Source organism: Streptomyces sp. NPDC096310, from assembly GCF_044763125.1.
GTDB lineage: Bacteria > Actinomycetota > Actinomycetes > Streptomycetales > Streptomycetaceae > Streptomyces.
This window is the reverse complement of sequence record NZ_JBIWFO010000013.1, coordinates 41,880-67,636: the sequence shown is the minus strand read 5'-3', so window position 1 is coordinate 67,636 and position 25,757 is coordinate 41,880. Positions and strand designations below refer to the sequence as shown.

At 70.5% G+C, this 25,757-nt stretch carries 28 protein-coding genes; 18 read left to right on the top strand and 10 right to left on the bottom strand.

Going from position 1 to position 25,757, the window contains the following annotated elements; genetic code table 11:
• Nucleotides 1-118 precede the first annotated feature (118 nt).
• Nucleotides 119-706 (bottom strand): phage tail protein, encoded by a 588-nt coding sequence (locus tag ACIQ7D_RS23280; RefSeq protein ID WP_403940444.1) that lies wholly within the window; start codon nucleotides 704-706, stop codon nucleotides 119-121.
• Nucleotides 707-842: 136 nt separating this feature from the next.
• Entirely contained in the window at nucleotides 843-1,250 is a 408-nt protein-coding gene (locus ACIQ7D_RS23275; RefSeq protein WP_384919593.1) for a hypothetical protein, read from the bottom strand.
• 268 nt (nucleotides 1,251-1,518) lie between these two features.
• On the opposite strand from ACIQ7D_RS23275, the gene ACIQ7D_RS23270 reads away from it, so the two are divergent.
• On the top strand, nucleotides 1,519-1,818 hold the full coding sequence (locus ACIQ7D_RS23270) for a hypothetical protein (RefSeq protein ID WP_403940442.1): 300 nt from the start codon (nucleotides 1,519-1,521) through the stop codon (nucleotides 1,816-1,818).
• 90 nt (nucleotides 1,819-1,908) lie between these two features.
• On the opposite strand, the gene ACIQ7D_RS23265 is transcribed toward ACIQ7D_RS23270, so the two are convergent.
• The gene (locus ACIQ7D_RS23265; RefSeq protein WP_403940440.1) at nucleotides 1,909-2,124 is read right to left on the bottom strand and encodes a hypothetical protein; all 216 of its coding nucleotides are present in this window, start codon (nucleotides 2,122-2,124) and stop codon (nucleotides 1,909-1,911) included.
• Complete coding sequence (locus ACIQ7D_RS23260; RefSeq protein WP_403940438.1) at nucleotides 2,121-2,948, bottom strand: hypothetical protein; 828 nt, start codon at nucleotides 2,946-2,948, stop codon at nucleotides 2,121-2,123. The genes ACIQ7D_RS23265 and ACIQ7D_RS23260 overlap by 4 nt, the downstream gene beginning before the upstream one ends.
• Before the next feature lie 300 nt (nucleotides 2,949-3,248).
• On the opposite strand from ACIQ7D_RS23260, the gene ACIQ7D_RS23255 reads away from it, so the two are divergent.
• The 9 genes from ACIQ7D_RS23255 to ACIQ7D_RS23215 all read left to right on the top strand — a co-directional run bounded on the left by ACIQ7D_RS23255 (nucleotide 3,249) and on the right by ACIQ7D_RS23215 (nucleotide 11,941).
• Nucleotides 3,249-3,707: a helix-turn-helix domain-containing protein gene (locus ACIQ7D_RS23255; RefSeq protein WP_403940436.1), complete on the top strand. Its 459-nt coding sequence runs from the start codon at nucleotides 3,249-3,251 to the stop codon at nucleotides 3,705-3,707.
• 188 nt (nucleotides 3,708-3,895) lie between these two features.
• Nucleotides 3,896-4,498, top strand: a complete 603-nt coding sequence (locus ACIQ7D_RS23250; protein WP_403940434.1) for a hypothetical protein — start codon at nucleotides 3,896-3,898, stop codon at nucleotides 4,496-4,498.
• 278 nt (nucleotides 4,499-4,776) lie between these two features.
• Nucleotides 4,777-5,148 (top strand): 30S ribosomal protein S12, encoded by a 372-nt coding sequence (rpsL, locus tag ACIQ7D_RS23245; protein ID WP_003948652.1) that lies wholly within the window; start codon nucleotides 4,777-4,779, stop codon nucleotides 5,146-5,148.
• A gap of 2 nt (nucleotides 5,149-5,150) precedes the next feature.
• Nucleotides 5,151-5,621 carry a 30S ribosomal protein S7 gene (rpsG, locus tag ACIQ7D_RS23240; RefSeq protein WP_030351427.1) on the top strand — a complete coding sequence of 157 codons (471 nt, stop codon included), beginning with the start codon at nucleotides 5,151-5,153 and terminating at the stop codon, nucleotides 5,619-5,621.
• A 38-nt stretch (nucleotides 5,622-5,659) separates the two neighbouring features.
• Nucleotides 5,660-7,786, top strand: a complete 2,127-nt coding sequence (gene fusA, locus ACIQ7D_RS23235; protein ID WP_403940431.1) for an elongation factor G — start codon at nucleotides 5,660-5,662, stop codon at nucleotides 7,784-7,786.
• Between the two features lie 153 nt (nucleotides 7,787-7,939).
• On the top strand, nucleotides 7,940-9,133 hold the full coding sequence (gene tuf, locus ACIQ7D_RS23230) for an elongation factor Tu (RefSeq protein ID WP_129770864.1): 1,194 nt from the start codon (nucleotides 7,940-7,942) through the stop codon (nucleotides 9,131-9,133).
• Between the two features lie 263 nt (nucleotides 9,134-9,396).
• On the top strand, nucleotides 9,397-9,843 hold the full coding sequence (locus ACIQ7D_RS23225) for a hypothetical protein (RefSeq protein ID WP_403940429.1): 447 nt from the start codon (nucleotides 9,397-9,399) through the stop codon (nucleotides 9,841-9,843).
• Nucleotides 9,844-9,939: 96 nt separating this feature from the next.
• Entirely contained in the window at nucleotides 9,940-11,535 is a 1,596-nt protein-coding gene (locus ACIQ7D_RS23220; RefSeq protein ID WP_403940428.1) for an alpha-1,2-mannosidase, read from the top strand.
• A gap of 283 nt (nucleotides 11,536-11,818) precedes the next feature.
• Nucleotides 11,819-11,941, top strand: coding sequence for a hypothetical protein (locus tag ACIQ7D_RS23215; RefSeq protein WP_403940426.1), 123 nt, complete (start codon nucleotides 11,819-11,821; stop codon nucleotides 11,939-11,941).
• A gap of 74 nt (nucleotides 11,942-12,015) precedes the next feature.
• Here the strand turns inward: ACIQ7D_RS23215 and ACIQ7D_RS23210 are convergent, their stop codons facing one another.
• Complete coding sequence (locus tag ACIQ7D_RS23210; RefSeq protein ID WP_403940424.1) at nucleotides 12,016-12,915, bottom strand: LLM class flavin-dependent oxidoreductase; 900 nt, start codon at nucleotides 12,913-12,915, stop codon at nucleotides 12,016-12,018.
• A gap of 179 nt (nucleotides 12,916-13,094) precedes the next feature.
• On the bottom strand, nucleotides 13,095-14,042 hold the full coding sequence (locus tag ACIQ7D_RS23205; RefSeq protein WP_403940422.1) for an RNA polymerase sigma factor SigF: 948 nt from the start codon (nucleotides 14,040-14,042) through the stop codon (nucleotides 13,095-13,097).
• A 271-nt stretch (nucleotides 14,043-14,313) separates the two neighbouring features.
• Here ACIQ7D_RS23205 and ACIQ7D_RS23200 point away from each other — a divergent pair, with 271 nt between their 5' ends.
• Both ACIQ7D_RS23200 and ACIQ7D_RS23195 read left to right on the top strand, forming a co-directional pair.
• Complete coding sequence (locus ACIQ7D_RS23200; RefSeq protein WP_403940420.1) at nucleotides 14,314-14,682, top strand: STAS domain-containing protein; 369 nt, start codon at nucleotides 14,314-14,316, stop codon at nucleotides 14,680-14,682.
• A gap of 396 nt (nucleotides 14,683-15,078) precedes the next feature.
• Complete coding sequence (locus ACIQ7D_RS23195; protein WP_403940418.1) at nucleotides 15,079-15,567, top strand: ATP-binding protein; 489 nt, start codon at nucleotides 15,079-15,081, stop codon at nucleotides 15,565-15,567.
• A 101-nt stretch (nucleotides 15,568-15,668) separates the two neighbouring features.
• On the opposite strand, the gene ACIQ7D_RS23190 is transcribed toward ACIQ7D_RS23195, so the two are convergent.
• A complete protein-coding gene (locus ACIQ7D_RS23190) occupies nucleotides 15,669-17,201 on the bottom strand; it encodes a peptide MFS transporter (RefSeq protein WP_403940416.1) in 1,533 nt (510 codons plus the stop codon).
• Between the two features lie 327 nt (nucleotides 17,202-17,528).
• On the opposite strand from ACIQ7D_RS23190, the gene ACIQ7D_RS23185 reads away from it, so the two are divergent.
• Entirely contained in the window at nucleotides 17,529-18,206 is a 678-nt protein-coding gene (locus tag ACIQ7D_RS23185; protein ID WP_385006326.1) for a response regulator transcription factor, read from the top strand.
• 91 nt (nucleotides 18,207-18,297) lie between these two features.
• Entirely contained in the window at nucleotides 18,298-19,572 is a 1,275-nt protein-coding gene (locus tag ACIQ7D_RS23180) for an ATP-binding protein (RefSeq protein ID WP_403940414.1), read from the top strand.
• A gap of 75 nt (nucleotides 19,573-19,647) precedes the next feature.
• Here ACIQ7D_RS23180 and ACIQ7D_RS23175 read toward each other — a convergent pair whose 3' ends face one another.
• A complete protein-coding gene (locus ACIQ7D_RS23175) occupies nucleotides 19,648-20,163 on the bottom strand; it encodes a GtrA family protein (RefSeq protein WP_403940412.1) in 516 nt (171 codons plus the stop codon).
• A gap of 181 nt (nucleotides 20,164-20,344) precedes the next feature.
• Between ACIQ7D_RS23175 and ACIQ7D_RS23170 the strand changes: the two genes are divergently transcribed.
• From ACIQ7D_RS23170 to ACIQ7D_RS23160, 3 genes are read left to right on the top strand one after another with little or no spacing between them, the layout of a single operon-like run.
• Nucleotides 20,345-21,496 (top strand): 5-(carboxyamino)imidazole ribonucleotide synthase, encoded by a 1,152-nt coding sequence (locus ACIQ7D_RS23170; protein ID WP_403940410.1) that lies wholly within the window; start codon nucleotides 20,345-20,347, stop codon nucleotides 21,494-21,496.
• Nucleotides 21,493-22,017, top strand: a complete 525-nt coding sequence (purE, locus tag ACIQ7D_RS23165) for a 5-(carboxyamino)imidazole ribonucleotide mutase (protein ID WP_403940408.1) — start codon at nucleotides 21,493-21,495, stop codon at nucleotides 22,015-22,017. Before ACIQ7D_RS23170 ends, purE begins: the two co-directional genes overlap by 4 nt.
• Nucleotides 22,014-23,270: a dipeptidase gene (locus ACIQ7D_RS23160; RefSeq protein WP_403940406.1), complete on the top strand. Its 1,257-nt coding sequence runs from the start codon at nucleotides 22,014-22,016 to the stop codon at nucleotides 23,268-23,270. The genes purE and ACIQ7D_RS23160 overlap by 4 nt, the downstream gene beginning before the upstream one ends.
• A gap of 30 nt (nucleotides 23,271-23,300) precedes the next feature.
• Here the strand turns inward: ACIQ7D_RS23160 and ACIQ7D_RS23155 are convergent, their stop codons facing one another.
• Complete coding sequence (locus ACIQ7D_RS23155; RefSeq protein WP_403940405.1) at nucleotides 23,301-23,672, bottom strand: VOC family protein; 372 nt, start codon at nucleotides 23,670-23,672, stop codon at nucleotides 23,301-23,303.
• 143 nt (nucleotides 23,673-23,815) lie between these two features.
• Here ACIQ7D_RS23155 and ACIQ7D_RS23150 point away from each other — a divergent pair, with 143 nt between their 5' ends.
• Nucleotides 23,816-24,346 (top strand): CGNR zinc finger domain-containing protein, encoded by a 531-nt coding sequence (locus tag ACIQ7D_RS23150; protein WP_403940403.1) that lies wholly within the window; start codon nucleotides 23,816-23,818, stop codon nucleotides 24,344-24,346.
• Nucleotides 24,347-24,392: 46 nt separating this feature from the next.
• Here the strand turns inward: ACIQ7D_RS23150 and ACIQ7D_RS23145 are convergent, their stop codons facing one another.
• Nucleotides 24,393-25,757 carry a UDP-glucose dehydrogenase family protein gene (locus ACIQ7D_RS23145; protein WP_403940401.1) on the bottom strand — a complete coding sequence of 455 codons (1,365 nt, stop codon included), beginning with the start codon at nucleotides 25,755-25,757 and terminating at the stop codon, nucleotides 24,393-24,395.

Sequence of the window (25,757 nt, the reverse complement as noted above, 5' to 3'; positions counted from 1 at the left end):
GCGCCCGGCGCGGGGCCCGCCCGGGGGGGGGGGGGGGGGGGGGGGGGCGCCGGGGGGGGGGGGGGGGGGGGGGGGGGGGGGGGGGGGGGGGGCCCGCCCCGCCCCCGCCCCCGGGTTCTCAGGCCGGCGCCGACGCGTACGCCGGGTCCTTCATCAGGAAGGTGGCCAGCGGCTCACCCTCCTTCGCGGCCAGCGCGGTGAAGGTGACACCGAGCAGCGCCGCGGCCTTGCGGGCCAGCTTGATGTCGTCCGACGCGGTGACCTGGCCGCGCGGGATGACGAAGCGGTACGTCACGTCCGTACCGTCGGTGAACTCCAGGCCGAGGGCGCGCTCGTCGAACTGCGGGCCGTCCGTGATGGCGTACGAGAAGACGCCCTCCGTGCCGGCCGCCGGCTCCACGGCGTCGCCGCCCATGAAGAACGGCAGGGTCGCCTCGTTGAACTGGAGCATCGAGAACTTCAGCGTCAGATCGCGGTCCGCGTAGATGAAGCGGGCCGGGCTGACGGACTGCCAGGTCTCGACCGGGTCCAGCTTGTCCTTCTTGGCGAAGGTGACGCCGTCGGTGGAGGTGTAGCCCAGGTCCTTCCACACCTGGGGGTCCCAGTCGGTCGCGAAGTTGGCCGGCGCGCTCGCGCCCGCCGCCGCGACGAAGAGGCGGCCGGTGCCGGCGATACGGATCTGGGAGGAGTCGTTCGCAGATGCCATGAGGGCTCCTTGATGAGGTGTTGTGCGTGACGTGGTGGTGCCGGGATGAGTGGTGCTGCCGTGGGTACGGCAAAGGCCCCGCCGGGTCGGCAGGGCCTTGTCTGTGGGGGCGTACGGGGCCTCCGGGGCGCCGGGGTCAGTCCGTACGCATCGAGAACCGCATGACGCAGAGATAGCGGTTCGCCGCGGGATAGAGGTATTCGGGCAGCCAGCGCGGTCCGTCCGCCTCCACGACATCGGTGATCGTCGTGGGGCCGTACCGGGTGCCGCGTGCCTTGAGGAGTTCGGCCCGGGCCGCGTTGGCCAGCAGATGGGCCGTGGGCTTGTCCGGCCCGTAGCACTCCAGTTCGATCAGCGGCAGGTCCAGATGGAGATCGTCGATCCAGGCGCCGCCCCGGCGCGAGACGATCACGGCCTTCTGGGTGCCGTCGAAGCCGGGCGGCGGGGTCTCGTCCACCGTGGCGTCGGCCAGTTCGGGCCGGTCGGAGAGGAGTTCCACGACGATGGCCTCCACGTCGGGAAACGTACTCGGGGGAGTGCTCATGACGGCATATCACTCCAGTTCGTAGGGGTCGGGCCTGCGGCCGGAGCCACGGGCCCCGGGTACGCCAGCGGCGGAGCTGCACCCCGGAGGGAGGTGGGCACAGCTCCGCCGCTGCACCCATTGTGATCCATGTCGAGCGAGAGCGCAACTAGTGCGTGTGGGCGCGCAATTAGTGACGGTCCGGAATCGATCCGGTTCACAGTGGTCACTCAGGGCTTGCGGGCGATACGCTGCGTATCGAACACGCATTCGAGAAGGTGGCGGTGAGATGAGCGGGGAGCACGAGAGCGTTGCGCAGGAGCGGCTGAGTGAGATCGTCGCCGTGGTCGTGGAAGTGGCGGCGGAGGCGGGTGAATCCGGCACCTACACCGGCGAGATGGCCCGGACGCTCACGGCGGTGGCCGTGAAGGTCGGGGCCCGGATCGCCGTCGAGGCCGAGGTGCGCGGCTTCACCGGCGGCTGGCAGGATGCCGTCGCTCTCGCCGGTACGGGGACGCCCGTGCCTCCCCGTACGCGGCCGGTCCCCGCCGAAGGGCCCGACGCGTCGTACGGCCCCGCGGCGCGCTGACGCGTGCACGCGAAAGGGCCGGCCGCCCTCCCTCGCGCTGTGGCGAGGTGACGAGGGCGGCCGGCCGGACGTGCGGTGCGGTGAAAGGGCTTATGGCCGGGGCCGGTTCGGCGGCGAGGACCGGCGTCCGTGCGCCGCGCGTTCCGCGGCGAACACGTCCTCCAGCCGGTAGAGCAGGGCACGGCCCCGGCTCCCGGCCGGGGTGAGATGGCCGAGCTGGACCCACTTGCGGATGGTCGCCGGGGCCACCTCGACCTCGTCGGCCGCCAGTGCGCCCGTGATCAGCGGCGTCCTGGGGGAGCTCACCGGCCGGCCCCGTCCGCCGGGTCCTCCGACACCGCCTCGGCCATCTCCCGCGCGTCGCCGCCCGCCGATGCCGCGAGCCGCGCCCAGGAGTCCCGCTCCCAGAGGTGTCGGTAGGCCGGATCCGTACGGCAGTCGCACTCCCGGGTGTCACACCGGCAGGCCGGGTTGACGCAGAGCACCGCCCCTCGGGACGGGAACGCGCGCAGGGACACCGAATCGCACCACGGGCAGCGGCCTCCGACCCGCATCATCGGTTCCGTGTCGCCGAGCGCGCGTCCGCAGCGCCGGGCCATACGGCGGGTCTCGTCCCGTACGTGCGCGGCGAGCACCCGATGGGCGGCGATCCGGTCCAGCAGCCGGGCCAGCCGGACCAGCCGCTCAGGCACCGTCGCGCGGCGCGGGCGGCCGAGGCCCAGCTTGTCGTGGACGGCCTCCTCCAGCTCGACGACCCCGTCGGTGATGTCGCGGATCGCGTCCGAGATGTGCAGCCGCAGCGGGGCGGTGGAGTGGCCGGGGACGGCGAGGCCGTGGCGCTGCTCGACGAGCAGGGCGTCCGTGCGCTCGGCACGGACGCGCTCGGAGTCGGCGGCGAGCTGGTCCGGGGTGCGGGGCGGGCGGTCACCGGCCGTGGTGGCGGGTCCGGCGCCCGGGACCAACTCGGTCAGCAGCTCGGGGAACTGACGTGTCAGTACGTTCAGCCAGACTGCGGCGGCGTCCGCCGTGGCCCTGCCCGGCCGGGAGTCGGCGTCGGCCGCCGAGCCGGCGGTGTCGGCGCGGGGGCCGGGGGCGGCGTGACGGCTGGTGGTACGGCTGGTGACGGGCATGGGCGCTCTCCCAGGGCAGGCAGGTCCGGGTGGACGGGGCCGGGGTGAATGGATCCGGACAGGCGGATCCGGGCCCCGCGGCAGCGACGGTGACCTCATGGTCACTCCGTGTCGCGACACCGACCTTGACACGTTGCGCGCCCGCGCGCAATCAACTTTGGCTGTGATTTCCCCGGGCGGTCGGCTGTCGAAGGGGGAGACGTCTTTGCTGAATCCGCACACTTGGCGTCTTGCTCGCACATAATTCCGTGCGCGCAAGCGCGATACGCTGGTTCGGCTTCGGAGGGAGGCGCCCCACCCATGACCACCAGTGACCTTGATCAGTTCGCCGCCTGGGTCGAAGAACTGATCCGTCGCCGCGGCTTCGACATCGACAGCCCGCGTGGCGGAGGCAAGTCCCGGCTGGCCGACGAGGCCGGAGTGCACCGAGCGGCCATCACCCGGCTTCTGCACCGCCAGAGCATGCCGGACCTGGAGACGACCAGGCGGCTCGCGCGCGTGCTCGGCGTTCCGGTACGGGACATGCTGATCCGCTCCGGCCGGCTGACCGAGAGCGATCTGCCCCTGCCGGATCCGCGACAGCTCCAGGGCGGGGCCGGGACCGGTCCGTACGAGGTGCGCCGGCTCACCATCGAGGAGGCGGCGATCGGGCTCGGCGTACCGGAGGAGCAGCGGGAGATGTTCATCCGGATCGCGGGACAGTTCCTGCCGCCCCCGGCCGCCCGTGGCGCGGACCGTACGCCGCTCGCCTCGGAGTGACGGCGGGCCGCCGCGGGACCGCGAGCCGCCGCGGGAGCGCGAGCCGCCGCGGGAGCGCGAGCCGCCGCGGGAGCGTCCCGATCCGCACTCCCTCCCGGCCATGATCGGGTAGTAGGGTGATTTGGCCTGCGCTGCACGGAAGCGGAGGTCAAGGGCGGCTGACGCGCGACGCGGAAGAGGGACGGTGCGTGGCCGAGGGGGACGAGAAGACCCGGCCCTCGATGCCGTCGGCGTCGTCCGACGTTCCCCAGCCGTCGCACCCGCTGCTGGCCCGGTTCCACGAGCATCTGGAGCGCCACGCGCCGGAGGATCTCCTGGTCCTGTCGCGCGACGAGCTGGGGGAGCGGGAGACCAAGGCGTACGCGGACGGCTGGCGCGACGCCATGGCCGCGTACGAGTCCGCGCGGGAGCGGGCCGATGCGGACCCGGGGCCGCCGCGGCTGAGGCTGGTCCACCGAGGGGCCGCGGAGCCGGCCCCCTCCCCGGCCCCCGACGAGACCGCGACCACGACCGAGACCGAGTCCGCGACCACGCCTCCGGCCCCGGACGCCGCGGCCGCCCCGGACCCGGTCGCGTCCCCACCGCCCCGTGCCGGCGTCTCCCGTCCCGCCACCGCCGGTCTCGTACCCAAGAACCCCAGCTCGCGGGTGCCCACCATCCCCCGGCTCGGCTCGCCCCGTAACCTGGGCAAGCGGATACCGGGCGGTTCGGCCGGTGAACCGGCCCGTTCCCGGGAGCAGTCGCGGGAGCGTGATCCCGAGGGCCGGTCCCCGGCCCGTCCGGATGGCTGAATCAGGCCAGGTCGTGTGGGCTGTCCCGGGCGTCTCCGGTGCGTGGGCATTTGTTTTGACCGGAGTCGATGAGGTAGGTACGCTCAGACCTTGTGCCTGGGGTGTGCCTGGGCTCCTGTGCGTGTCCTCAGCCGCACGAGGAGTTCGAGTACGGGTCACCGCAATCTGCGCCTTCCTCGCCCTCGGCGAGGGCTTTGCAGTATTCGACACACCCGACCGCGTGGGTCGGTGGTGTTCCAGGTTAGTTCCACTAACGGCACACAGAAACCGGAGAAGTAGTGCCTACGATCCAGCAGCTGGTCCGGAAGGGCCGGCAGGACAAGGTCGAGAAGAACAAGACGCCCGCTCTTGAGGGATCCCCTCAGCGTCGCGGCGTCTGCACGCGTGTCTTCACGACCACCCCGAAGAAGCCGAACTCGGCCCTCCGGAAGGTCGCGCGTGTGCGTCTGACCTCCGGCATCGAGGTCACGGCCTACATTCCGGGTGAGGGACACAACCTGCAGGAGCACTCGATCGTGCTCGTGCGCGGTGGCCGTGTGAAGGACCTGCCGGGTGTTCGCTACAAGATCATCCGCGGTTCCCTCGACACCCAGGGTGTCAAGAACCGCAAGCAGGCCCGCAGCCGCTACGGCGCCAAGAAGGAGAAGTAAGAATGCCTCGTAAGGGCCCCGCCCCGAAGCGCCCGGTCATCATCGACCCGGTCTACGGTTCTCCTCTTGTCACCTCGCTGATCAACAAGCTTCTGCTCAACGGCAAGCGTTCCACCGCCGAGCGGATCGTGTACGGCGCCATGGAGGGCCTCCGCGAGAAGACCGGCAACGACCCGGTCATCACGCTGAAGCGCGCGCTTGAGAACGTCAAGCCCACGCTTGAGGTCAAGTCCCGCCGTGTCGGTGGCGCCACCTACCAGGTGCCGATCGAGGTCAAGCCCGGTCGCGCCGCCACCCTCGCCCTGCGCTGGGTCGTGGGTTACTCCCGCGCCCGTCGCGAGAAGACCATGACCGAACGCCTCATGAACGAGCTGCTCGACGCCTCCAACGGTCTCGGCGCCTCGGTCAAGAAGCGCGAGGACACGCACAAGATGGCCGAGTCCAACAAGGCCTTCGCGCACTACCGCTGGTAGTCGCTCCCCACATCGAGACCGAGAGAAGATTGAGCCTTATGGCCACCACTTCGCTTGACCTGGCCAAGGTCCGCAACATCGGGATCATGGCCCACATCGACGCGGGCAAGACGACGACCACCGAGCGCATCCTGTTCTACACCGGTGTGAGCTACAAGATCGGTGAGGTCCACGACGGCGCTGCCACGATGGACTGGATGGAGCAGGAGCAGGAGCGCGGCATCACCATCACGTCCGCCGCGACGACCTGTCACTGGCCGCTCGACGACGTCGACCACACCATCAACATCATCGACACCCCGGGTCACGTGGACTTCACGGTCGAGGTGGAGCGTTCGCTCCGCGTCCTCGACGGTGCCGTCACCGTGTTCGACGGTGTCGCCGGTGTGGAGCCGCAGTCCGAGACCGTATGGCGCCAGGCCGACCGCTACGGCGTGCCCCGCATCTGCTTCGTCAACAAGCTCGACCGGACCGGCGCGGAGTTCCACCGCTGCGTCGACATGATCGAGGACCGCCTGGGCGCGGTTCCGATCGTGATGCAGCTTCCGATCGGTGCCGAGGCCGACTTCAAGGGCGTCGTCGACCTTGTCACGATGAAGGCTTTCGTCTGGTCCGCCGAGGCGGCCAAGGGCGAGATGTACGACATCGTCGACATCCCGGCGACGCACACCGAGGCGGCCGAGGAGTGGCGCGGCAAGCTGCTGGAGGTCGTCTCGGAGAACGACGACGAGCTGATGGAGCTGTACCTGGAGGGCGTCGAGCCCACCGTGGACCAGCTCTACGCGGCGATCCGTCGTATCACCATCGCCTCCGGCAAGTCCGACGGCACCACCATCACCCCGGTCTTCTGCGGCACCGCGTTCAAGAACAAGGGCGTCCAGCCCCTGCTCGACGCGGTCGTGCGCTACCTCCCGACCCCCCTGGACGTCGAGGCCATCGAGGGCCACGACGTGAAGGACCCGGAGAAGGTCGTCGCGCGCAGGCCCTCCGTGGACGAGCCGCTGTCGGCGCTGGCGTTCAAGATCATGAGCGACCCGCACCTCGGCAAGCTCACCTTCGTCCGGGTGTACTCCGGCAAGCTGGAGTCCGGCACCGCGGTGCTGAACTCGGTGAAGGGCCGCAAGGAGCGCATCGGCAAGATCTACCGTATGCACGCGAACAAGCGTGAGGAGATCGAGTCGGTGGGCGCCGGCGACATCGTCGCCGTCATGGGCCTGAAGCAGACCACCACCGGTGAGACGCTGTGCGACGACAAGAACCCGGTGATCCTGGAGTCCATGGACTTCCCGGCGCCGGTGATCGAGGTCGCGATCGAGCCCAAGTCCAAGGGTGACCAGGAGAAGCTGGGTGTGGCCATCCAGCGGCTCGCGGAGGAGGACCCCTCCTTCCAGGTGCACAGCAACGAGGAGACCGGCCAGACCGTCATCGGCGGTATGGGCGAGCTCCACCTTGAGGTGCTGGTCGACCGCATGCGGCGCGAGTTCCGCGTCGAGGCGAACGTCGGCAAGCCGCAGGTCGCCTACCGTGAGACGATCCGCAAGACCGTCGAGCGCGTGGACTACACGCACAAGAAGCAGACCGGTGGCACCGGGCAGTTCGCCAAGGTGCAGATCATGGTCGAGCCCATTACGGACGGCGACGTCCCGTACGAGTTCGTGAACAAGGTCACCGGTGGGCGTATCCCGAAGGAGTACATCCCTTCGGTGGACGCCGGTGCGCAGGAGGCCATGCAGTTCGGCATCCTGGCCGGTTACGAGATGACCGGCGTGCGCCTGACGCTGCTCGACGGTGGCTACCACGAGGTCGACTCCTCCGAGCTGGCCTTCAAGATCGCCGGTTCGCAGGCGTTCAAGGAAGCCGCCCGCAAGGCGTCTCCCGTACTCCTTGAGCCGATGATGTCCGTCGAGGTCACCACGCCCGAGGACTACATGGGCGATGTGATCGGCGACATCAACTCCCGTCGTGGACAGATCCAGTCCATGGAGGACCGGGCGAACGCCAAGGTCATCAAGGGGCTGGTGCCGCTGTCGGAGATGTTCGGCTACGTCGGAGACCTCCGCAGCAAGACTTCGGGTCGCGCAAGCTACTCGATGCAGTTCGACTCCTACGCCGAGGTTCCCCGGAACGTCGCCGAGGAGATCATCGCGAAGGCCAAGGGCGAGTAACTCGACCGAGTCCACGCTTTAGGCTTGTCACCGGCAAGCCCTGGTGCTTCCCGCCGCAGCCCATGCGGCGGGGGGTTCCGGGCCCCGGCATCCCAGCAAAGATCACCTGGCGCCGATGAGTAAGGCGTACAGAACCACTCCAGGAGGACCCCAGTGGCGAAGGCGAAGTTCGAGCGGACTAAGCCGCACGTCAACATCGGCACCATCGGTCACATCGACCACGGTAAGACGACCCTCACGGCCGCCATTACCAAGGTGCTGCATGACGCGTACCCGGACCTGAACGAGGCCTCGGCCTTCGACCAGATCGACAAGGCTCCTGAGGAGCGCCAGCGCGGTATCACGATCTCGATCGCGCACGTCGAGTACCAGACGGAGTCGCGTCACTACGCGCACGTCGACTGCCCCGGTCACGCGGACTACATCAAGAACATGATCACGGGTGCGGCGCAGATGGACGGCGCCATCCTCGTGGTCGCCGCCACCGACGGCCCGATGCCGCAGACCAAGGAGCACGTGCTCCTGGCCCGCCAGGTCGGCGTGCCGTACATCGTTGTCGCCCTGAACAAGGCCGACATGGTGGACGACGAGGAGATCCTTGAGCTCGTCGAGCTCGAGGTCCGTGAGCTGCTCTCCGAGTACGAGTTCCCGGGCGACGACCTGCCGGTCGTCAAGGTCTCCGCGCTCAAGGCCCTTGAGGGCGACGCCGAGTGGGGCAAGACCGTCCTCGACCTGATGAAGGCCGTCGACGAGTCGATCCCGCAGCCCGAGCGCGACGTCGACAAGCCGTTCCTGATGCCGATCGAGGACGTCTTCACGATCACCGGTCGTGGCACCGTCGTCACCGGTCGTATCGAGCGTGGTGTCCTCAAGGTCAACGAGACCGTCGACATCGTCGGTATCAAGACCGAGAAGACCACCACCACGGTCACCGGCATCGAGATGTTCCGCAAGCTGCTCGACGAGGGCCAGGCCGGTGAGAACGTCGGTCTGCTCCTCCGTGGCATCAAGCGCGAGGACGTCGAGCGCGGCCAGGTCATCATCAAGCCGGGTTCGGTCACGCCGCACACCAGCTTCGAGGCCCAGGCCTACATCCTGTCGAAGGACGAGGGTGGCCGTCACACCCCCTTCTTCAACAACTACCGCCCGCAGTTCTACTTCCGTACCACGGACGTGACCGGCGTCGTGACCCTCCCCGAGGGCACCGAGATGGTCATGCCGGGCGACAACACCGTCATGACGGTCGAGCTGATCCAGCCCGTCGCCATGGAGGAGGGCCTCAAGTTCGCCATCCGTGAGGGTGGCCGGACCGTCGGCGCCGGCCAGGTCACCAAGATCAACAAGTAATTGCTGATCTGATCGGATCTCCGGATCCGGTCCGACCTGGTAGCTCCTCGGAGCAACCTGTGGAAGGGCCCGTACGACTTCGGTCGTACGGGCCCTTTCGGCGTCCTGGTCCCGCAAGGTGACATGGAGGGCGGCGCGCTTCCGTGTCATGATTCCGGGTGGCCGAGGATGCTGGGCGACGCCACGTCACCACGCGACCTGGAAGCGGTCATCGGCCCGCTCGGCTCGGGCCGGCATCTCATCACCGGCCGCCGCTCGACCGGATGGCGGCGGCTCGCCAGCCCCTGGGTCTGGAGACGCTGCCGGCGGACGCGGCGGTGGACATGCTCGTACGTCTCGCCGACGACCACGACGCCGAGGACGACTCGGACGCCGAGGACGACTCCGCCGACCCGGGCGGCGGCTCTCTCCTGGAGCGGATCGCCACAGAACTGGGCCACCTGCCCCTGGCGTTGGAGCAGGCGGCCGCCTACATCGAATACACGGCGATCACGCCGGCCGCGTACACCCCGAGACCCTCACCGTCCGCGGCATCCTCGCCCGCACCCTGGAGAGGCCGGACGACCTCGACCGCGCCATCGCCCTGCACACCCGCGTACTCCCCGACCGCGAGCGCGTCCTCGGCTCCCACCACCCTCATGTCGGACTCGCCCGCGACCTGCTCGCGGCGGCCAGGCGGGCACAACTGCGCTGACCTGCGGTTCGGTTGATGTTCCGGGGCGTTGTCAGTGGGCGCCGGTACGGTTCTGGGGCATGCCGCCGGTCCGCGTCGCAGGGGCCGGTACCGGACGACGCAAGGACAGCACATGGAACCGGTTTTCGCTGATTTCTCCACCCGCCCGGCCCGGCTGTCGAACGCCGTCGTCGGTCATCACCGGTGCGGGGTCGCCTCCTCGCATCTCGCGCTCGGCGGCGGCGGACACATCAAGCTGGACTTCGCGGTGGACGGGCGGCAGGAGATCGCGGAGGCCGTCGTCACGGTGGTCACGCTCGGCGGCGACGCGCCGATGGACGTCAGGCTCAACGGCAAGGCGCTCGGCGATGGGCCGGCCGCCCCGGCGGATCGCGGGGACGGCGGAGGCGGCGCGGACGGGTTGCGGCAGGACGCGTTGCGGACGGTGTTCACCGTTCCGGGCGATCTGCTGGCCCCCGGCGACAACATCCTGGAGATACGCAGCCCCGAGGGCGCGGACACGCTGCTCCGGCTGCGGGCCGTCACCGTGGACCCCGCCGGGGACAGCGGTCGTGCGGAGCGGGCGCTCGCGGCCAGGACGGCGACCAGGTCGGTCGTCGCCTTCGGCACCGAGCGCCGTGCGCCGGGCTCCGCCGGGTGGCAGCCCGCTCCCCGGCTGCTGTTCCACCTCGATGCCGGCGACCGGGCCGTCCCCGCCCATCTCGCCTGGCGCGGCACCGACGGCTCGGAGGCCGCGATCGGGCTGCGCGCCGACCTGTCGGGGTTCCAGGGGCACTGGCGGGGGGCCGACGGGGCACTCGCCGAGTACCGGGGGAGCCTCGCGGCCCGTACGGCCTACCCCGAGGGCACGGCCGGCACCGCCCTCCACCTCTTCGCGACCGAGGAGGCCCGGGGTGAGCACTGGTCCCCGTCCGGGGAGCTGAAGCTGCTGCTCGACGCGGGCGGCGCCCCGGTGGAGCGGGTGTCCTGGACCGACCGGGGCGGCAACACCGCGTCCGTCGCGCTGAGTGCGACCGCTCCCGCCGCTGTCGTGGCGGCGCCCGCCACCGGCGAGCTGCGGGACATCACCGGTACGGTCACCGAGGTGCGGGCGAGCTCCGAGTTCGACGCGGGGGGAGAGATAGCGGACAACCTCCTCCGCGGCCACCGCACCAAGTGGCTGGCCTATGAGGACGCCGCCGAGCTGGAGTTCGTCCTGAAGGCCCCCGCCGCGGTCACGGCGTACCGGCTCACCTCGGCGAACGACGCCCCGTACCGGGACCCGCAGGACTGGGCGCTGGCCGGTTCCTACGACGGACGCACCTGGGTGGACCTGGACTCCCGGGAGGGCGAGCGCTTCCGGCGGCGCTTCGAGACGAACGAGTACCGCTTCGCCAACACCACCCCGTACACCCACTACCGCCTCGCCATCGGCCGCAACGCGGGTGGCGACGAGACGCAGCTCGCCAGGGTCGAACTCCTCGCGGGCGAGGCCGTCGGGTCCCCGACGCCCGACGCCGCCGACTTCACCGGCTACCGCACACCCGCCGGGGGCGAACCGGTCGGGTACCGGGGTACGACGGTCCCCGGCCCCTGGTCCGACAAGGAGCAGCAGGACGGCCGCGCGGAGGAACTGCTCGCCGGCGACCTGGGGGAGACGGCCCGCACCCTGGACGACGCGGCCCGCCTCATCGGCAAGCTGGCGGCGTACATGAAGAACGCCGGGTGAGGGGTGAATTCCCGTGCGGGGCGGGGCCCGTGCGCGAATACCGGCCGGACAACCCATCAGGACCACTCACCTGGCAGAGGGCGAATTCCCGTTTAACCACGCCTGAGGAAATACCGCGTCGAATTCCGCTCGGTGGAAGGAAAGACGCAGGTCACCATGGATCTCTCCACCCGGGTCCTGCCTGTGGTGACGTGATCCGCATGACGCGAGAGGGCAACCGGGCGCATAACTCGCCCGTCCCACATGGTTGTTGGAACAACATACTCCCCGTGGAGGTTATGCAATGCCCTCTCGTCATGTCGGCGACACCCTCTACGGGAACAGCTGCGACGACAAGCTGTACGGCGGCGCCGGTACGGACACCCTCTCCGGCGGCGCGGGCAAGGACGTCATCCGCCAGGGCTGACACCGGGCCCCGGGCCCGGGAACCGCTCGTGCCTCGCGCGGTTCCCGGGCCGGTGGCGTGGGCACGCCGCGCCGTCAGCGCGTGAGATGCGCCAGCGCCGCGCCGACCTGCTCCAGCGGGTCGTCCCCGACCGGCCGCAGGACCACGGTGTCGGCCCCGGCGGCCCACAGGCTCTCGATACGGCGGGCCGTCGTCGCCGCGTCGCCCGTCGCGAGGAAGACCTCTTCGGGCGGGATGCCCAGCCACCCGGTGTACTCCTCGATCACCGGTGCGACGGCCGTGGCGACGCGGTCGGGCCGGTCGTCCACGAACAGGTGGGTGAAGGCGATGAGTTCGTGCGGGCGAGGGGCGGACGCGGACGCGCGGCCCTTCGCGATCGTGTCGAGCGCGGCCTTCAGTACGTCGGGACCCTGGCCCTCGGCCATGACCGTACCGTCGGCCACGCGCCCGGACAGCTCCAGCGACCGGGGGCGTACGACACCGGCCACCAGGGGCGGTGCCACCTCAGGAGGGTGGACCAGGCGTACGCCGTCGATGTGGACCGCGCGGCCGTCCACGGTCGTGGTCTCACCGGCGAGCAGGCTCCGTACCGCCGTGATCGTCTCCTCCAGCAGCGCGAGCTTGGTGGGAGAGGCGGCACCGACCTGGGCCATCCAGTCCGGGGCGCCGTGCCCGATGCCCGCGATGATCCGGCCGGGGAACACCCGTGCCAGCGTGGCGAGTTCCATGGCGAGGAGCGCCGGGTTGCGCAGCGGCGCGGGCATGATGCCGATACCGACGCGCAGTCGTTCGGTGGCGGAGAGCGCGAGCGTCGCCGAGGCGACCGAGCCCGCCCAGGCAAGGTCCTCGACGACCCACAGGTCGTCCACGCCGAGCTGTTCCACCGCGGTGGCGTACGCCGCGAGGTCTTCGGGGCGCCCGTCTCTGTCGAACATCACGCCGATACGGCGGGAGGAAGCGAAGTCACTGGTCATCCGATGACCATACTGAGTGGGGCAAGAGGGTTCCGTGGGTTTTCCGGGACCCGTCGAGAGCCCGGCACGGATGCTCCGGCAGGCCCCCGACAGCCGGATGCGCCCGCCCTCTCGTTCAAGGGACGGGCGCACGGCGTGACGGACAGGGACGGCGGGGCGGGGTAGTCACTCCGGCCCGCTCACTCCTCCAGCGTCAGGCCCTTTCTGAGCTTGACCAGGGTCCGGGTGAGCAGCCGCGACACATGCATCTGCGAGATGCCCAGCTCCTCCCCGATCTCCGACTGCGTCATGTTCGCGACGAAGCGCAGGGAGAGGATCGTGCGGTCACGCGACGGCAGCGTCGCGATCAGCGGCTTCAACGACTCGACGTACTCGATGCCTTCGAGGCCGTGGTCCTCGTACCCGATCCGGTCCGCGAGCGCGCCCTCGGAGTCGTCGTCCTCGGGCTGTGCGTCCAGCGAGCTGGCGGTGTACGCGTTGCTCGCCGCCATGCCCTCGATGACCTCTTCCTTGGTGAGGCCGAGGCTTTCCGCCAGTTCGCCGACGGTGGGGGCGCGGTCGAGGCGCTGCGCCAGTTCGTCGCCCGCCTTGGCGAGGTCGAGGCGGAGTTCCTGGAGCCTGCGCGGTACGCGCACCGACCACGACGTGTCGCGGAAGAAACGCTTGATCTCGCCGATGATCGTCGGCATCGCGAAGGTGGGGAACTCGACGCCGCGGCTGAGCTCGAAGCGGTCGATGGCCTTGATCAGGCCGATCGTGCCGACCTGGACGATGTCCTCCATCGGCTCGCTGCGGGAGCGGAACCGGGAGGCCGCGAACTTCACCAGGGCGAGATTCAGCTCGACCAGGGTGTTGCGGACGTACGCGTGCTCGTGGGTGCCCTCTTCCAGGGTCTCCAGGCGAGCGAAGAGCGTCTTCGACAGGGCTCGGGCGTCCACCGCACCCACCTCGTCGAAGGGCGGGATCTCGGGCAGGTCCAGGGGCCCGTCGGAACCGCCCTCGAAGACCTCGGACGGCCAGGCGTCGTCGGACGGAGTGACGTCGGTCTCAAGAGCTGCGGGCGGAGTTGCCGACGGCGCGTGCTGGGTACGCGGTTCGTCGAGCCGGGGTGACATGGTCTCCTCCATACGTTCTCGGCATATGGCTGCCGAAGCCGATACGTGTTGCTACGGTTTGCGGCGCCTCCAAGCCGGTCGCGTCGGACGTGTCCTACTAGCCCTACCCGTTTGGCACGGAACGTTGCAAGTGTTAATTGCGGCATACGTCCGTATTGTGGGGGAGTTTGGGTACCGCCTGACGTGTGAAAGGCGTAATGTTCGACGGACGTCATCACCTTGTGATGACGTCGAGACGGACCACTGTCGGCATGATCGACACCATCGGCGAAGAGGGACGGGCATGGACCGCCAGACGGTCGGCAGCACGAACCGGGGCCGGCTTCAGGTCGGAGTTCGGGCCGAGGGCCGGAGCGAGGTAGTGACGGCGGCCGGTGAATTGGATCACCATACGGCCGAGCTGTTGCGGGAGCCTCTGGACGACGCCGTCGGGCGGGGCCGGGTACGCCTGGTCATCGATTGTTCACAGCTCGAATTCTGCGATTCCACCGGGCTCAATGTGCTGCTCGGTGCCCGTCTGAAGGCGGAGGCCGCCGGGGGCGGGGTCCATCTGGCCGGGATGCTGCCCGTCGTCGCGAGGGTCTTCGAGATCACCGGCGCGGACGCGGTCTTCACCGTTCACGACTCGCTCGCGGACGCCCTGGCCGACTGAGCCGGCCCGGCAGGCCCGGACCGCATCGGTCCGGGCCTGCCGGGTAGAAGTCCGGGTGCGCGCCCCGGGTCCCCGGGTGCCGGGCCCCTCGTCAGGGCCCATGATCCCGGCGCCCGACGCCGTCGCGGTCACCGGTCCGAGCCCGGTTCCACGGAGGAGAACCGACCCTATTCGTGGTGTCTTCTCCCCCTTGTCGCGGCCTCCGGGACGTGTGTGTTGCATGTGTCACGACGTCCGACCCGTGAAGTGGGTGTTGTCACGATTCGGAGGGGCAGAAGACCCCGGGCAGGCTCTGCGGGATCCTGTACGCGCACCATTTGATGAAGCTGTAGTGAAGTCGTATTCCAGTCGTACTGATGAACTCACACATTGGTGAATCGGTGAGGTGAAGCGCTGATGAGCACCACCCGGCAGCCGCCGCCGGGCGACCTCGGCCCCGAGTCGGACCGGCCGGGGCATCCCCCCGTGGCGTCCGACGCACGGGTGCGGACGCTCGTACTGGCCGGCGCCAGCGGTGTCGTCCCGCTCGCGCGTGACTTCACCCGCCAGGCGCTCCACGACTGGGGCTGGCTCCCGGCCGCGACCGCCGACCGCCGCGCGGCGGCGGAGGACGTGCTGCTCGTCGTCTCCGAGCTGGTCACCAACGCCTGCCTGCACGCCGGCGGCCCCGAGGGGCTGCACGTCGCGTACACCGCGAAGGTGCTGCGGCTGGAGGTCACCGACCGGGGGACGGGTCAGCCCGCGCCCCGCACCCCGCACCGGGCGGGACGCCCCGGCGGGCACGGCATGTTTATCGTGCAGCGGCTCTGCCTCGACTGGGGTGTCGTCAGGACGCCCGGGGCCACGGGGAAGACCGTATGGGCGGAGCTGTCCGCTCCGGCGTGACGCGCGTAGGCCGTACGGTCACCGCCCTGCCCCCGCCCCCGGCGAAGCCGGTGTACGTCACCGTGTCGGCGTACGTCACCGGCTCCGGCCCCGGCTCCTGCTCAGTGGATGTCGCCCATGAGCGACCTGACCTTCTTCCGGTACATGAAGACCGCGATCCCCGCCACCGTGGCGAGCAGCGCCTCCAGGGCCACCACGCCCGTACGGCTCAGGTCCACACCGCCGATCGAGAGCAGCCCGGTCACCGAGTCGCCCGCCGTCACGGCCAGGAACCAGACGCCCATCATCTGGCTGGCGTACTTCGTCGGCGCCATCTTCGTCGTCACCGACAGGCCGACCGGGGAGACGCACAGCTCGCCGACGGTCTGGATCAGATAGATGCCCACCAGCCACATCGGGCTGACCAGGGTCCCCCCGCCCGCCATGACCAGCGGGATCAGGAAGAAGAAGAACGAGACGCCGATGAAGAACAGCCCGGCGGCGAACTTCACGACCGTGCTCGGCTCCTGGCCCCTGCGGTTGAGCCACAGCCAGAACCAGGCGATGACCGGAGCCAGCGCCATGATGAAGACCGGGTTCAGCGACTGGTACCAGGACGTCGGGAAGGACAGGCCGAAGAGCGAGTCGGCGGCCTTCGTCGTGCCGAACGCCTGGACCGTCGAGCCGCCCTGGTCGTAGATCATCCAGAAGACGGCCGCGGCCACGAAGAACCAGATGTACCCGGACATCTTGGTCTGCTCGGTCGCCGACAGCTCCTTGTCGCGCTTGATCCGGATCAGTACGGCGGCCGGGATGGCCAGGCCCGCGAGGGTCAGCGGGACCATCGCCCAGTCGAGGGTGAAGTGGCCGCTGAGGACGACGGCTGCGTAGAAGACGGCCGCGATCAGCAGCCAGGTCATCCCCTTGCGCAGCCAGGTGGCGCGCTCCTCGTGGGAGAGCGGGGTGGGGACGCGGCTGCTCTCCGGGCTGAGGTTCTTCGTACCGAGCAGGAAGACGGCCAGACCGATCCCCATGCCGACCGCGGCGAGCGCGAAGCCGAGGTGCCAGCTGTACTTTTCGCCCACCGTGCCGATGATCAGCGGCGCGAAGAAGGCGCCGATGTTGATGCCCATGTAGAAGACGGTGAATCCGCCGTCGCGCCGCGGGTCGTTCGGACCGTCGTAGAGATGGCCGACCATCGTCGAGATGTTGGCCTTCAGCAGGCCCGAGCCGAGCGCCACCAGGGCCAGACCGGCGAAGAACGTCCCCGAGCCGGGCAGGGCGAGGGTGAGATGGCCCAGCATGATCGTGCAGGCCGCGATCGTGACGGTCTTGCGCGGACCCCAGACCCTGTCCCCCAGCCAGCCGCCGGGCAGCGCCAGCAGGTAGACCATGGAGAGGTAGATGGAGTAGATGGCCGTGGTCGTGGCCAGGTCCATCCCCAGGCCGCCGCCCTGAAGCCCCTTCGAGGCATCGGGTCCGCCGGACAGCAGATAGATGGTGAGCAGTGCTCTCATGCCGTAGAAGCTGAAGCGCTCCCACATCTCGGTCATGAAGAGAGTGGCCAGTCCGCGGGGGTGGCCGAAGAAGGTCTTCTCCGTGCCGCCGGGTGTGCCGGGCGACTCGGGCGAATCCTTCGTCAGGCTGGACGCCATGGGTCGATCCTTCGTGGGGGGGTTGGCACGTAAAAAGGACCTTCGGCGCTCAGCAGGCCAAAGGTCCCCAGGTGGTACTACAGGCGTCTCGCCACCATACGGCACGACAGGGCATGATATGGAAGGACCTGAGAGATGGATCACAGGTTTTTGTGCGACTGAATGCCTACATTCGAAGGCTGATCATCGGATCGCACCGTAAGGCCGTAGGTGTGGCTCCGTGGCCCGTGCGCGGCTCGTCCGCGGGGCGCCCGGCGGTCCGGCGCGTCTCCACGGCCCTCGCCGAGCACATCCCGGCCGCCGCCTTTTGCGGTCTACCATCACCCCATGACCCGTGTACTGCTCGCCGAGGACGACGCTTCCATCTCGGAGCCGCTGGCCCGCGCCCTGCGCCGGGAGGGATACGAGGTCGAGGTCCGTGAGGACGGTCCGACCGCGCTGGACGCCGGACTCCAGGGCGGCATCGACCTCGTCGTCCTCGACCTGGGCCTGCCCGGCATGGACGGCCTGGAAGTCGCCCGCAGACTGCGCGCCGAAGGCCATACCGTCCCGATCCTGGTGCTGACCGCGCGCGCCGACGAGGTGGACACCGTCGTCGGCCTGGACGCCGGCGCCGACGACTACGTGACCAAGCCGTTCCGGCTCGCGGAGCTGCTGGCGCGGGTACGGGCGCTGCTGCGGCGCGGCGCGGCGGACCCCGTTCCCGCCCCCGCCACCCACGGCGTACGGATCGACGTCGAGTCGCACCGGGCCTGGATGGGCGACGAGGAATTGCAGCTCACGGCCAAGGAGTTCGACCTGCTGCGGGTTCTGGTCAGGGACGCGGGCCGGGTCGTCACCCGCGACCAGCTCATGCGCGAGGTCTGGGACACGACATGGTGGTCGTCCACCAAGACGCTCGACATGCACATCTCCTGGCTGCGCAAGAAGCTCGGCGACGACGCGGCGAACCCGCGCTACATCGCGACGGTACGGGGCGTCGGCTTCCGCTTCGAGAAGAGCTGAAGGCTCTGCGGAGGGCCGAAGGCTTCGGGAGGAGCTGACGGCTTCGAGGAGAGCTGACGGCTTCGGGATGTGCTGACGCCCGGAGGGCACCATGCGTCGTCGTCTGATCAACTCCACGCTCGCCGTGGTGCTCGTCGTCATCGCCGTCTTCGGGGTGTCGCTCGTCATCGTCGAGACCCGCACGATCAGCAACAGCGCCCAGGAGAGTGTGGACTCGGAGGCGCTGCGGCTGGTCAGCATCGTGGACAGCCGGCTGCTCGGCGGCGACCGCGTCACCGCCAGGATCCTCTCCGAACAGGTCGACCAGAAGCGGTACGCCCGGATCGAGATCCCCGGCCGGGCGGCCGTCGAGATCGGGTCGCGCCCCTCCGGCAGCGTCATCCGCGCGAAGGCCTCGGGCGAGGAGGGCGAGACCGTCACCGTCGAGGAGGCGCGCTCCTCGGTCACCCGCGAGGTCGGCCGTACGCTGCTGATCATCGGCGCGGTGGCACTGCTCGCCGTCATCGCCGCCGTCCTGCTCGCCGTACGCCAGGCCAACCGGCTGGCCTCACCGCTCACCGACCTCGCGGAGACCGCGGAGCGCCTCGGCTCGGGCGATCCGCGCCCCCGCCACAAGCGGTACGCGGTGCCCGAGCTGGACCGGGTCGCGGATGTCCTGGACTCCAGCGCCGAGCGGATCGCGCGGATGCTCACCGCCGAGCGCCGGCTCGCCGCGGACGCCTCGCACCAGCTCCGTACGCCCCTGACCGCCCTGTCCATGCGGCTGGAGGAGATCTCCGCCACCGACGATCTGGACACGGTCAAGGAGGAGGCCACCATCGCGCTGACGCAGGTCGAGCGGCTCACCGATGTGGTGGAACGGCTCCTCACCAACGCGCGCGACCCCCGGACCGGCTCCGCCGTCGCCTTCGATCTCGACGAGGTCGTCAAGCAGCAGATCGAGGAGTGGCGCCCCGCCTACCGCAGCGCCGGCCGGGCCATCGTCTGCTCGGGCCGCCACGGTATGCGGGCCGTCGCGACCCCGGGCGCGGTCGCCCAGGTGCTCGCGGCGCTGATCGAGAACTCGCTGATGCACGGGGGCGGTACGGTCGCGCTGCGCACCCGCGTCACCGGAAACCAGGCGGTGATCGAGGTGACGGACGAGGGGCCCGGGGTGCCGGCGGACCTCGGGGCGCGGATCTTCGAGCGGACGATCAGCGGCCGGAACTCCACCGGGATCGGTCTCGCGGTGGCCCGCGATCTCGCGGAGGCGGACGGCGGGCGGCTGGAGCTGCTGCAGCAGCAGCCGCCGATCTTCGCGCTCTTCCTCAGCCGCGAGGCCAGTACGCGTACGGCGCGCAAGGAGCCGGACCGCCCGGTCCGCTGAGAGCCGCGACAGCGGTACGGGCCAGCGGCACAGGTCAGCCGGTACGGGCAAGCGGGTACGGGCCAGCGGTTCGGGTCAGCGGCCCAGGCGGCTGACGGCGGGCTCCCCGGCCGCCCCGCCGGCCGCGCCCTCCGCCGGACCCTCGGTGTCGTCGGGGGAGGGCAGGGCCTGGAACACCCAGGTGCGGTACGACCAGAAGCGGAAGAGCGTGGCTATCCCGGTGCCGAGGAACTTGAACACATTGCTCTGGAGCGGGGTGTCCCAGCCGAAGCCGTACGTCGCCGTGTACAGCACCCCGTTCTCGATCACCAGTCCGACCACGCTGAACAGCAGGAAGAGCGTCAGCTCACGGGTGCGGCGGCTCTTGTCGCGGTCCCGGTAGGTGAAGTAGCGGAACCCCACGTAGTTGAAGGCGATCGCGACGACGGTGGCCAGGACGCTGGCCCGGACCACGGGCAGCTCCGTCGTGTGCCGTACGAGGTTGAAGACCAGCAGGTTGACCAGCAGCCCCATGCCGCCCACCGCGCCGAATTTGGCCGCCTCGCGCACGAGCCGCCCCAGTCGCACGCGCAGTGCGCCCTGTTCGCTCATCTGGCTGCTCAGCCCCGTCCGGTCGCTGTCGGTGTGTGGTGCCGGAGATCGGCATCGCTGTCGGACCATGCTAACCAGCGCCCACCGGGCCCGCCCGCTTGTCCACAGCCCCGAGGCGCCGCCCGGGGGCCGCCTGTGGACAAGTGGGCGGACCGGCCCGGACGGCGGCTACGCTAGGTGCGTGACGTTCCCGGTAGTCGGCATGGTCGGCGGCGGTCAGCTCGCCCGTATGACCCACGAGGCGGGCATCCCCCTCGGCCTCAGATTCAAGCTCCTCAGTGACACCCCCCAGGACTCGGCGGCCCAGGTGGTGAGCGCGGTCGTCGTGGGCGACTATCGCGACCTGGACACGTTGCGTGACTTCGCGCGCGGCTGCGACGTGATCACCTTCGATCACGAACATGTCCCGGTCGAGCACCTGCGCGCCCTGGAGGCCGACGGCATCCCCGTCAGACCCGGCCCGGACGCCCTGCTGCACGCCCACGACAAGGGCGTCATGCGCGCACGGCTCACAGAGCTGGGCGTGCCCTGCCCGCGCCACCGGATCGTGGCCGACCCGGCCGACGCGGCCGCGTTCGCCGCCGAGGTGGGCGGCTTCCCCGTCGTCCTGAAGACGGTGCGCGGCGGGTACGACGGCAAGGGCGTCTGGCTCGTACGGTCCGAGGCGGACGCGGCGGAGCCCTTCCGCGCCGGGGTCCCCGTCCTCGCCGAGGAGAAGGTCGACTTCGTACGGGAGCTGGCGGCGAACATCGTCCGCTCGCCGCACGGCCAGGCCGTGGCCTACCCCGTGGTCGAGTCCCAGCAGGTCGACGGCGTCTGCGACACGGTCATCGCGCCCGCGCCCGGACTCTCCGAGGAGCTGTCGGGCGAGGCCCAGCGGCTGGCGCTGCGGATAGCCGCCGAGCTGGGCGTGGTGGGCCACCTCGCGGTGGAGCTGTTCGAGACCCGGGCCGCCGACGGCACCCCGGGCATCCTCGTCAACGAGCTGGCGATGCGCCCGCACAACTCCGGGCACTGGACCCAGGACGGCGCGATCACCTCGCAGTTCGCCAACCATGTACGGGCGGTCCTGGACCTGCCGCTGGGCGACCCGCGCCCGCGCGCGCCCTGGACGGTCATGTGCAACGTGCTGGGCGGTGACTACCCCGACATGTACACGGCGTATCTGCACTGCATGGCCAGGGACCCCCAGCTCAAGATCCATATGTATGGCAAGGACGTGAAGCCCGGCCGCAAGGTGGGGCACGTCAACACCTACGGCGACGACCTGGACGACGTGCTGGAGCGCGCCCGTCACGCAGCCGGCTACCTCAGAGGAACGATCACCGAATGACACCCCCTGTCGTGGGCATCGTCATGGGTTCCGACTCGGACTGGCCCGTCATGGAGGCCGCCGCCACGGCCCTCCACGAGTTCGAGATCCCGTACGAGGTGGATGTCGTCTCCGCCCACCGCATGCCGCACGAGATGATCGCGTACGGCGAGGACGCGGCCGGCCGGGGCCTCAAGACGATCATCGCGGGCGCGGGCGGCGCGGCCCATCTGCCGGGCATGCTGGCCTCGGTCACCCCGCTGCCGGTGATCGGCGTCCCCGTACCCCTGAAGTACCTGGACGGCATGGACTCGCTCCTCTCCATCGTCCAGATGCCGGCCGGCGTCCCGGTCGCCACGGTCTCGGTGGGCGGCGCGCGCAACGCGGGCCTGCTGGCCGCCCGGATCCTCGCGGCGCACGACCCGGAGCTGCGGGAGCGGATGCGCGAGTTCCAGCAGGAGCTGAGGCAGCAGGCGATGGAGAAGGGCCAGCGGCTGCGCGCGAAGGCCGGGGGCTCGGAGCACTTCGGATTCGGCACATGACGGCGCCGGGGACATCCGGGGGGACCCGCGAGTCCGGGGAGTCCGGGAGGAGCGGAGGGCGCGCGGCCGGGGACTTCCTGGCGGCTGCCCGCGCCCTGCTGGCCGACGCCCCGGTCGTCGACGGCCACAACGACCTGCCGTGGGCCCTGCGCGAGAACGTACGGTACGACCTGGACCGCCTCGACATCGCCGAGGACCTGTCGGGACGCCTCCACACGGACATCCCCCGGCTGCGGCGCGGCGGCGTCGGCGGCCAGTACTGGTCCGTGTACGTACGGTCCGACATGGCCGGGGACGACGCGGTCAGCGCGACGCTGGAACAGATCGACGTGGTCGGCCGGATCCTCGACCGCTACCCCCGCGACCTGGCCCGCGCGCTCACCGCCGACGACATGGAGACCGCGCGCCGCGAGGGCAGGATCGCGTCGCTGATGGGCGCCGAGGGCGGCCACTCCATCAACAACTCCCTGGCCACCCTGCGCGCCCTGCACACGCTGGGCGTGCGCTACATGACGCTCACCCACAACGACAATCTGCGCTGGGCCGACTCGGCCACGGACACCCCGTCGGTCGGCGGGCTCTCGCCCTTCGGCCGCGAAGTGGTCCGCGAGATGAACCGGGCCGGCATGCTGGTCGACCTCTCGCACGTGGCGGCCACGACGATGCGCGACGCGCTCGCCACGACGGCCGCGCCGGTGATCTTCTCGCACTCGTCGGCGCGCGCGGTCTGCGACCACCCGCGCAACATCCCGGACGACGTGCTGGAGCGGCTGCCCGCCAACGGGGGCGTCGCGATGGCGACGTTCGTACCGAAGTTCATCCTCCCGGCGGCGGTGGCCTGGACGCGGGAGGCCGACGCGAACATGCTGGCGCACGGCCTGCACCCGCTGGCGACGACCGCCGACGCGATGCGCGTCCACGAGGACTTCGAGGCGGCCAACCCGCGCCCGGTCGCGACGGCCGCCACCGTCGCCGACCATCTCGACCACATGCGCGAGGTCGCGGGCATCGACCACATCGGCATCGGCGGCGACTTCGACGGCACGGCGTTCACCCCGCAGGGCCTGGAGGACGTCGCCGGCTATCCGAACCTGATCGCGGAGCTGCTGAGCCGCGGCTGGTCGACGGCGGACATCTCCAAGGTGACGTGGGGCAACGCGGTCCGGGTGCTCCGGGCGGCGGAGGACGTCTCCCGCGCGCTGCGCCGCGAACGCCCGGCGTCCCAGGCGACGATCACGGACCTCGACGGCTGAGGCCCCGCCGCCGACGACGGCGGGTGCCGGTCAGGAGGCGCAGAGGCAGAACGGATGGCCGGCGGGGTCCGCGTAGACCCGGAACGTCCGCTGCCGGTCCGTCGCGTCCAGCGGTACGGCGCCCAGCGCCAGCACGGCCTTCTCCGCCACGTCCAGGTCCGGCACCGTCAGGTCCAGATGGAACTGCTGCGAGGGCTCCGCAGCGGGCCACGCGGGCGGTACGAAGCCGGGCGCGGACTGGAAGGCGAGCGGGGCGCCCGGGGCGCCCCGCAGCTCGACCCAGGAGTCGGTGCCGTCCGTGGTCTCCTTGACCTCACCCCCCAGGACCTGGGCGTAGAAGCGGGCGAGCGCGAGCGGATCCGGGCAGTCCAGGACGACGGTGTCGAGTGTGGCGATGGCCATGACGTTCGCTCCTCAGGACCGATGGATGGCGCGATCGGTGGATGGCGCGCTGACATTCCGGTCGCCGGTCGGGCGTTACTGGTAAGCAGCTCCAACAGGTAACCGTTACCGTATGGTCCCGCACTGGAGGTAACGTCGCAACCATGAATGACCGCCCGCCCGCTCCCGGAGGGCTCGCCCTGGTCCAGTCCCTGGTCAACTCGATGGACCTGGAGACACGCGTCGACCTGCTCTCCACGGAGGATGGCCGGGCCGCCTTCGGCCTCGCCGAGCACGATGTGCCGGCGGCCCGCGCGCTGCGCCGGGCCCTGCGCACCGCCTGCCTCGCGCACGCGGGCATCCATCCGCGCGGCCGCTCCGTCGCCGACCTGGACGAACTTCTCGCGGGGGCACCGCTGCGGGTCGCCGTCGGCCCTGGGGGCGAGGCGGCGCTCCGCCCCGCGACCGCGTCCGACGCGCTGCTGCCGCGGGTCGCGGAGGCCATCGCGGAGGCGTCCGCCGACGGGACGTGGAACCGGCTCAAGGCGTGCGAGGCGGAGGACTGCCACTGGGCGTTCTACGACCGCAGCCCGGCCGGCCGGGGCCGCTGGTGCTCGATGTCGGTCTGCGGGGCGCGGGCCAAGATGCGCGCCTACCGGGCCCGGCTCATGGACGGCGGCGGCGCGCCCCTCTGACGCGTACCTCCGACACGTACGCCGCGGGCCCCGGCGTGCGCGGCGCTCAGGCGCGCGGGCGCCCCATCGCGCGGTACGTCCACCCCGCCGCGCGCCACCGCTCCGGGTCCAGCGCGTTGCGTCCGTCGAGGATCAGCGGACGCGCCGCCACCGCGGCCAGGGCCGCCGGGTCCAGCTCGCGGAACTCGCGCCACTCCGTCAGATGCAGGACCACATCGGCGCCGCGTACCGCCTCCAGCGCCGACTCCGCGTACCCCAGCGTCGGGAAGAGCCGCCGGGCGTTCGCCATGCCCTTCGGGTCGTAGACGGTCACCTGGCCGCCCTGGAGGTGGATCTGGCCCGCGACATTGAGCGCGGGGGAGTCCCGTACGTCGTCGGAGTCCGGCTTGAACGTCGCGCCGAGTACGGCGACCCGCTTGCCCAGGAACGACGAGTCGGCGCCCACCGCCTCGCGTGCCAGCTCCACCATGTGGCCGCGCCGCCGCATGTTGATCGAGTCCACCTCGCGCAGGAACGTCAGCGCCTGGTCCGCGCCCAGCTCGCCCGCCCGCGCCATGAACGCCCGGATGTCCTTGGGCAGGCAGCCGCCGCCGAAGCCGATCCCGGCGCGCAGGAACTTCTTCCCGATGCGCTCGTCGTACCCCAGCGCCTCCGCGAGCTTCACGACATCGCCGCCGGCCGCCTCGCAGACCTCGGCCATCGCGTTGATGAACGAGATCTTCGTCGCCAGGAAGGAGTTGGCCGAGGTCTTGACCAGCTCGGCGGTCGGGAAGTCCGTCACCACGAAGGGCGAGCCCTCGCCGATGGGTGTCGCGTACACCTCGCGCAGCGTCCGCTCGGCCTTCGTGGGGCCCGTACCGCCCGTACCGCGCACGCCGATCACGATCCGGTCCGGGCGCAGCGTGTCCTGCACGGCGAAGCCCTCGCGCAGGAACTCCGGGTTCCAGGCCAGCTCCACCTCGCGCCCCGCCGGTGCCACCTCCGCGATCCGCGCCGCGAGCCGGTCCGCGCTGCCGACCGGCACGGTGGACTTGCCGACGACCAGCGCGGGGCGGGTCAGATGCTTGGCCAGGCTCTCGACCGCCGCGTCGACGTAACTCATGTCGCAGGCGTACTCGCCGTGCTTCTGGGGGGTGTTCACGCAGACGAAGTGCACATCGCCGAAGTCCGCGACCTCCGCCCAGTCCATGGTGAACCGCAGCCGCCCCGTCGACCCCTCGATCCCGGCCACATGCTTGCGCAGAAGTTCCTCAAGGCCGGGTTCGTACATCGGTACCCGGCCCGCCGAGAGCAGCTCGATCTTCTCGGGCACCACATCGAGGCCGAGGACCTCGAAGCCCAGCTCCGCCATGGCCGCGGCGTGCGTCGCGCCGAGATAGCCGGTGCCGATCACGGTGATCTTGAGGGCCAT

Excerpts from the sequence above, each read along its gene's own strand:
- ACIQ7D_RS23280 (WP_403940444.1), bottom strand. The coding sequence starts at position 706 with ATGGCATCTGCGAACGACTCCTCCCAGATCCGTATCGCCGGCACCGGC.
- ACIQ7D_RS23275 (WP_384919593.1), bottom strand. The coding sequence starts at position 1,250 with ATGAGCACTCCCCCGAGTACGTTTCCCGACGTGGAGGCCATCGTCGTG.
- ACIQ7D_RS23270 (WP_403940442.1), top strand. The coding sequence starts at position 1,519 with ATGAGCGGGGAGCACGAGAGCGTTGCGCAGGAGCGGCTGAGTGAGATC.
- ACIQ7D_RS23260 (WP_403940438.1), bottom strand. The coding sequence starts at position 2,948 with ATGCCCGTCACCAGCCGTACCACCAGCCGTCACGCCGCCCCCGGCCCC.
- ACIQ7D_RS23255 (WP_403940436.1), top strand. The coding sequence starts at position 3,249 with ATGACCACCAGTGACCTTGATCAGTTCGCCGCCTGGGTCGAAGAACTG.
- rpsG (WP_030351427.1), top strand. The coding sequence starts at position 5,151 with ATGCCTCGTAAGGGCCCCGCCCCGAAGCGCCCGGTCATCATCGACCCG.
- fusA (WP_403940431.1), top strand. The coding sequence starts at position 5,660 with ATGGCCACCACTTCGCTTGACCTGGCCAAGGTCCGCAACATCGGGATC.
- ACIQ7D_RS23225 (WP_403940429.1), top strand. The coding sequence starts at position 9,397 with ATGGCGGCGGCTCGCCAGCCCCTGGGTCTGGAGACGCTGCCGGCGGAC.
- ACIQ7D_RS23220 (WP_403940428.1), top strand. The coding sequence starts at position 9,940 with ATGGAACCGGTTTTCGCTGATTTCTCCACCCGCCCGGCCCGGCTGTCG.
- ACIQ7D_RS23215 (WP_403940426.1), top strand. The coding sequence starts at position 11,819 with ATGCCCTCTCGTCATGTCGGCGACACCCTCTACGGGAACAGCTGCGAC.
- ACIQ7D_RS23210 (WP_403940424.1), bottom strand. The coding sequence starts at position 12,915 with ATGACCAGTGACTTCGCTTCCTCCCGCCGTATCGGCGTGATGTTCGAC.
- ACIQ7D_RS23205 (WP_403940422.1), bottom strand. The coding sequence starts at position 14,042 with ATGGAGGAGACCATGTCACCCCGGCTCGACGAACCGCGTACCCAGCAC.
- ACIQ7D_RS23200 (WP_403940420.1), top strand. The coding sequence starts at position 14,314 with ATGGACCGCCAGACGGTCGGCAGCACGAACCGGGGCCGGCTTCAGGTC.
- ACIQ7D_RS23195 (WP_403940418.1), top strand. The coding sequence starts at position 15,079 with ATGAGCACCACCCGGCAGCCGCCGCCGGGCGACCTCGGCCCCGAGTCG.
- ACIQ7D_RS23190 (WP_403940416.1), bottom strand. The coding sequence starts at position 17,201 with ATGGCGTCCAGCCTGACGAAGGATTCGCCCGAGTCGCCCGGCACACCC.
- ACIQ7D_RS23185 (WP_385006326.1), top strand. The coding sequence starts at position 17,529 with ATGACCCGTGTACTGCTCGCCGAGGACGACGCTTCCATCTCGGAGCCG.
- ACIQ7D_RS23180 (WP_403940414.1), top strand. The coding sequence starts at position 18,298 with ATGCGTCGTCGTCTGATCAACTCCACGCTCGCCGTGGTGCTCGTCGTC.
- ACIQ7D_RS23175 (WP_403940412.1), bottom strand. The coding sequence starts at position 20,163 with ATGAGCGAACAGGGCGCACTGCGCGTGCGACTGGGGCGGCTCGTGCGC.
- purE (WP_403940408.1), top strand. The coding sequence starts at position 21,493 with ATGACACCCCCTGTCGTGGGCATCGTCATGGGTTCCGACTCGGACTGG.
- ACIQ7D_RS23160 (WP_403940406.1), top strand. The coding sequence starts at position 22,014 with ATGACGGCGCCGGGGACATCCGGGGGGACCCGCGAGTCCGGGGAGTCC.
- ACIQ7D_RS23155 (WP_403940405.1), bottom strand. The coding sequence starts at position 23,672 with ATGGCCATCGCCACACTCGACACCGTCGTCCTGGACTGCCCGGATCCG.
- ACIQ7D_RS23150 (WP_403940403.1), top strand. The coding sequence starts at position 23,816 with ATGAATGACCGCCCGCCCGCTCCCGGAGGGCTCGCCCTGGTCCAGTCC.
- ACIQ7D_RS23145 (WP_403940401.1), bottom strand. The coding sequence starts at position 25,757 with ATGGCCCTCAAGATCACCGTGATCGGCACCGGCTATCTCGGCGCGACG.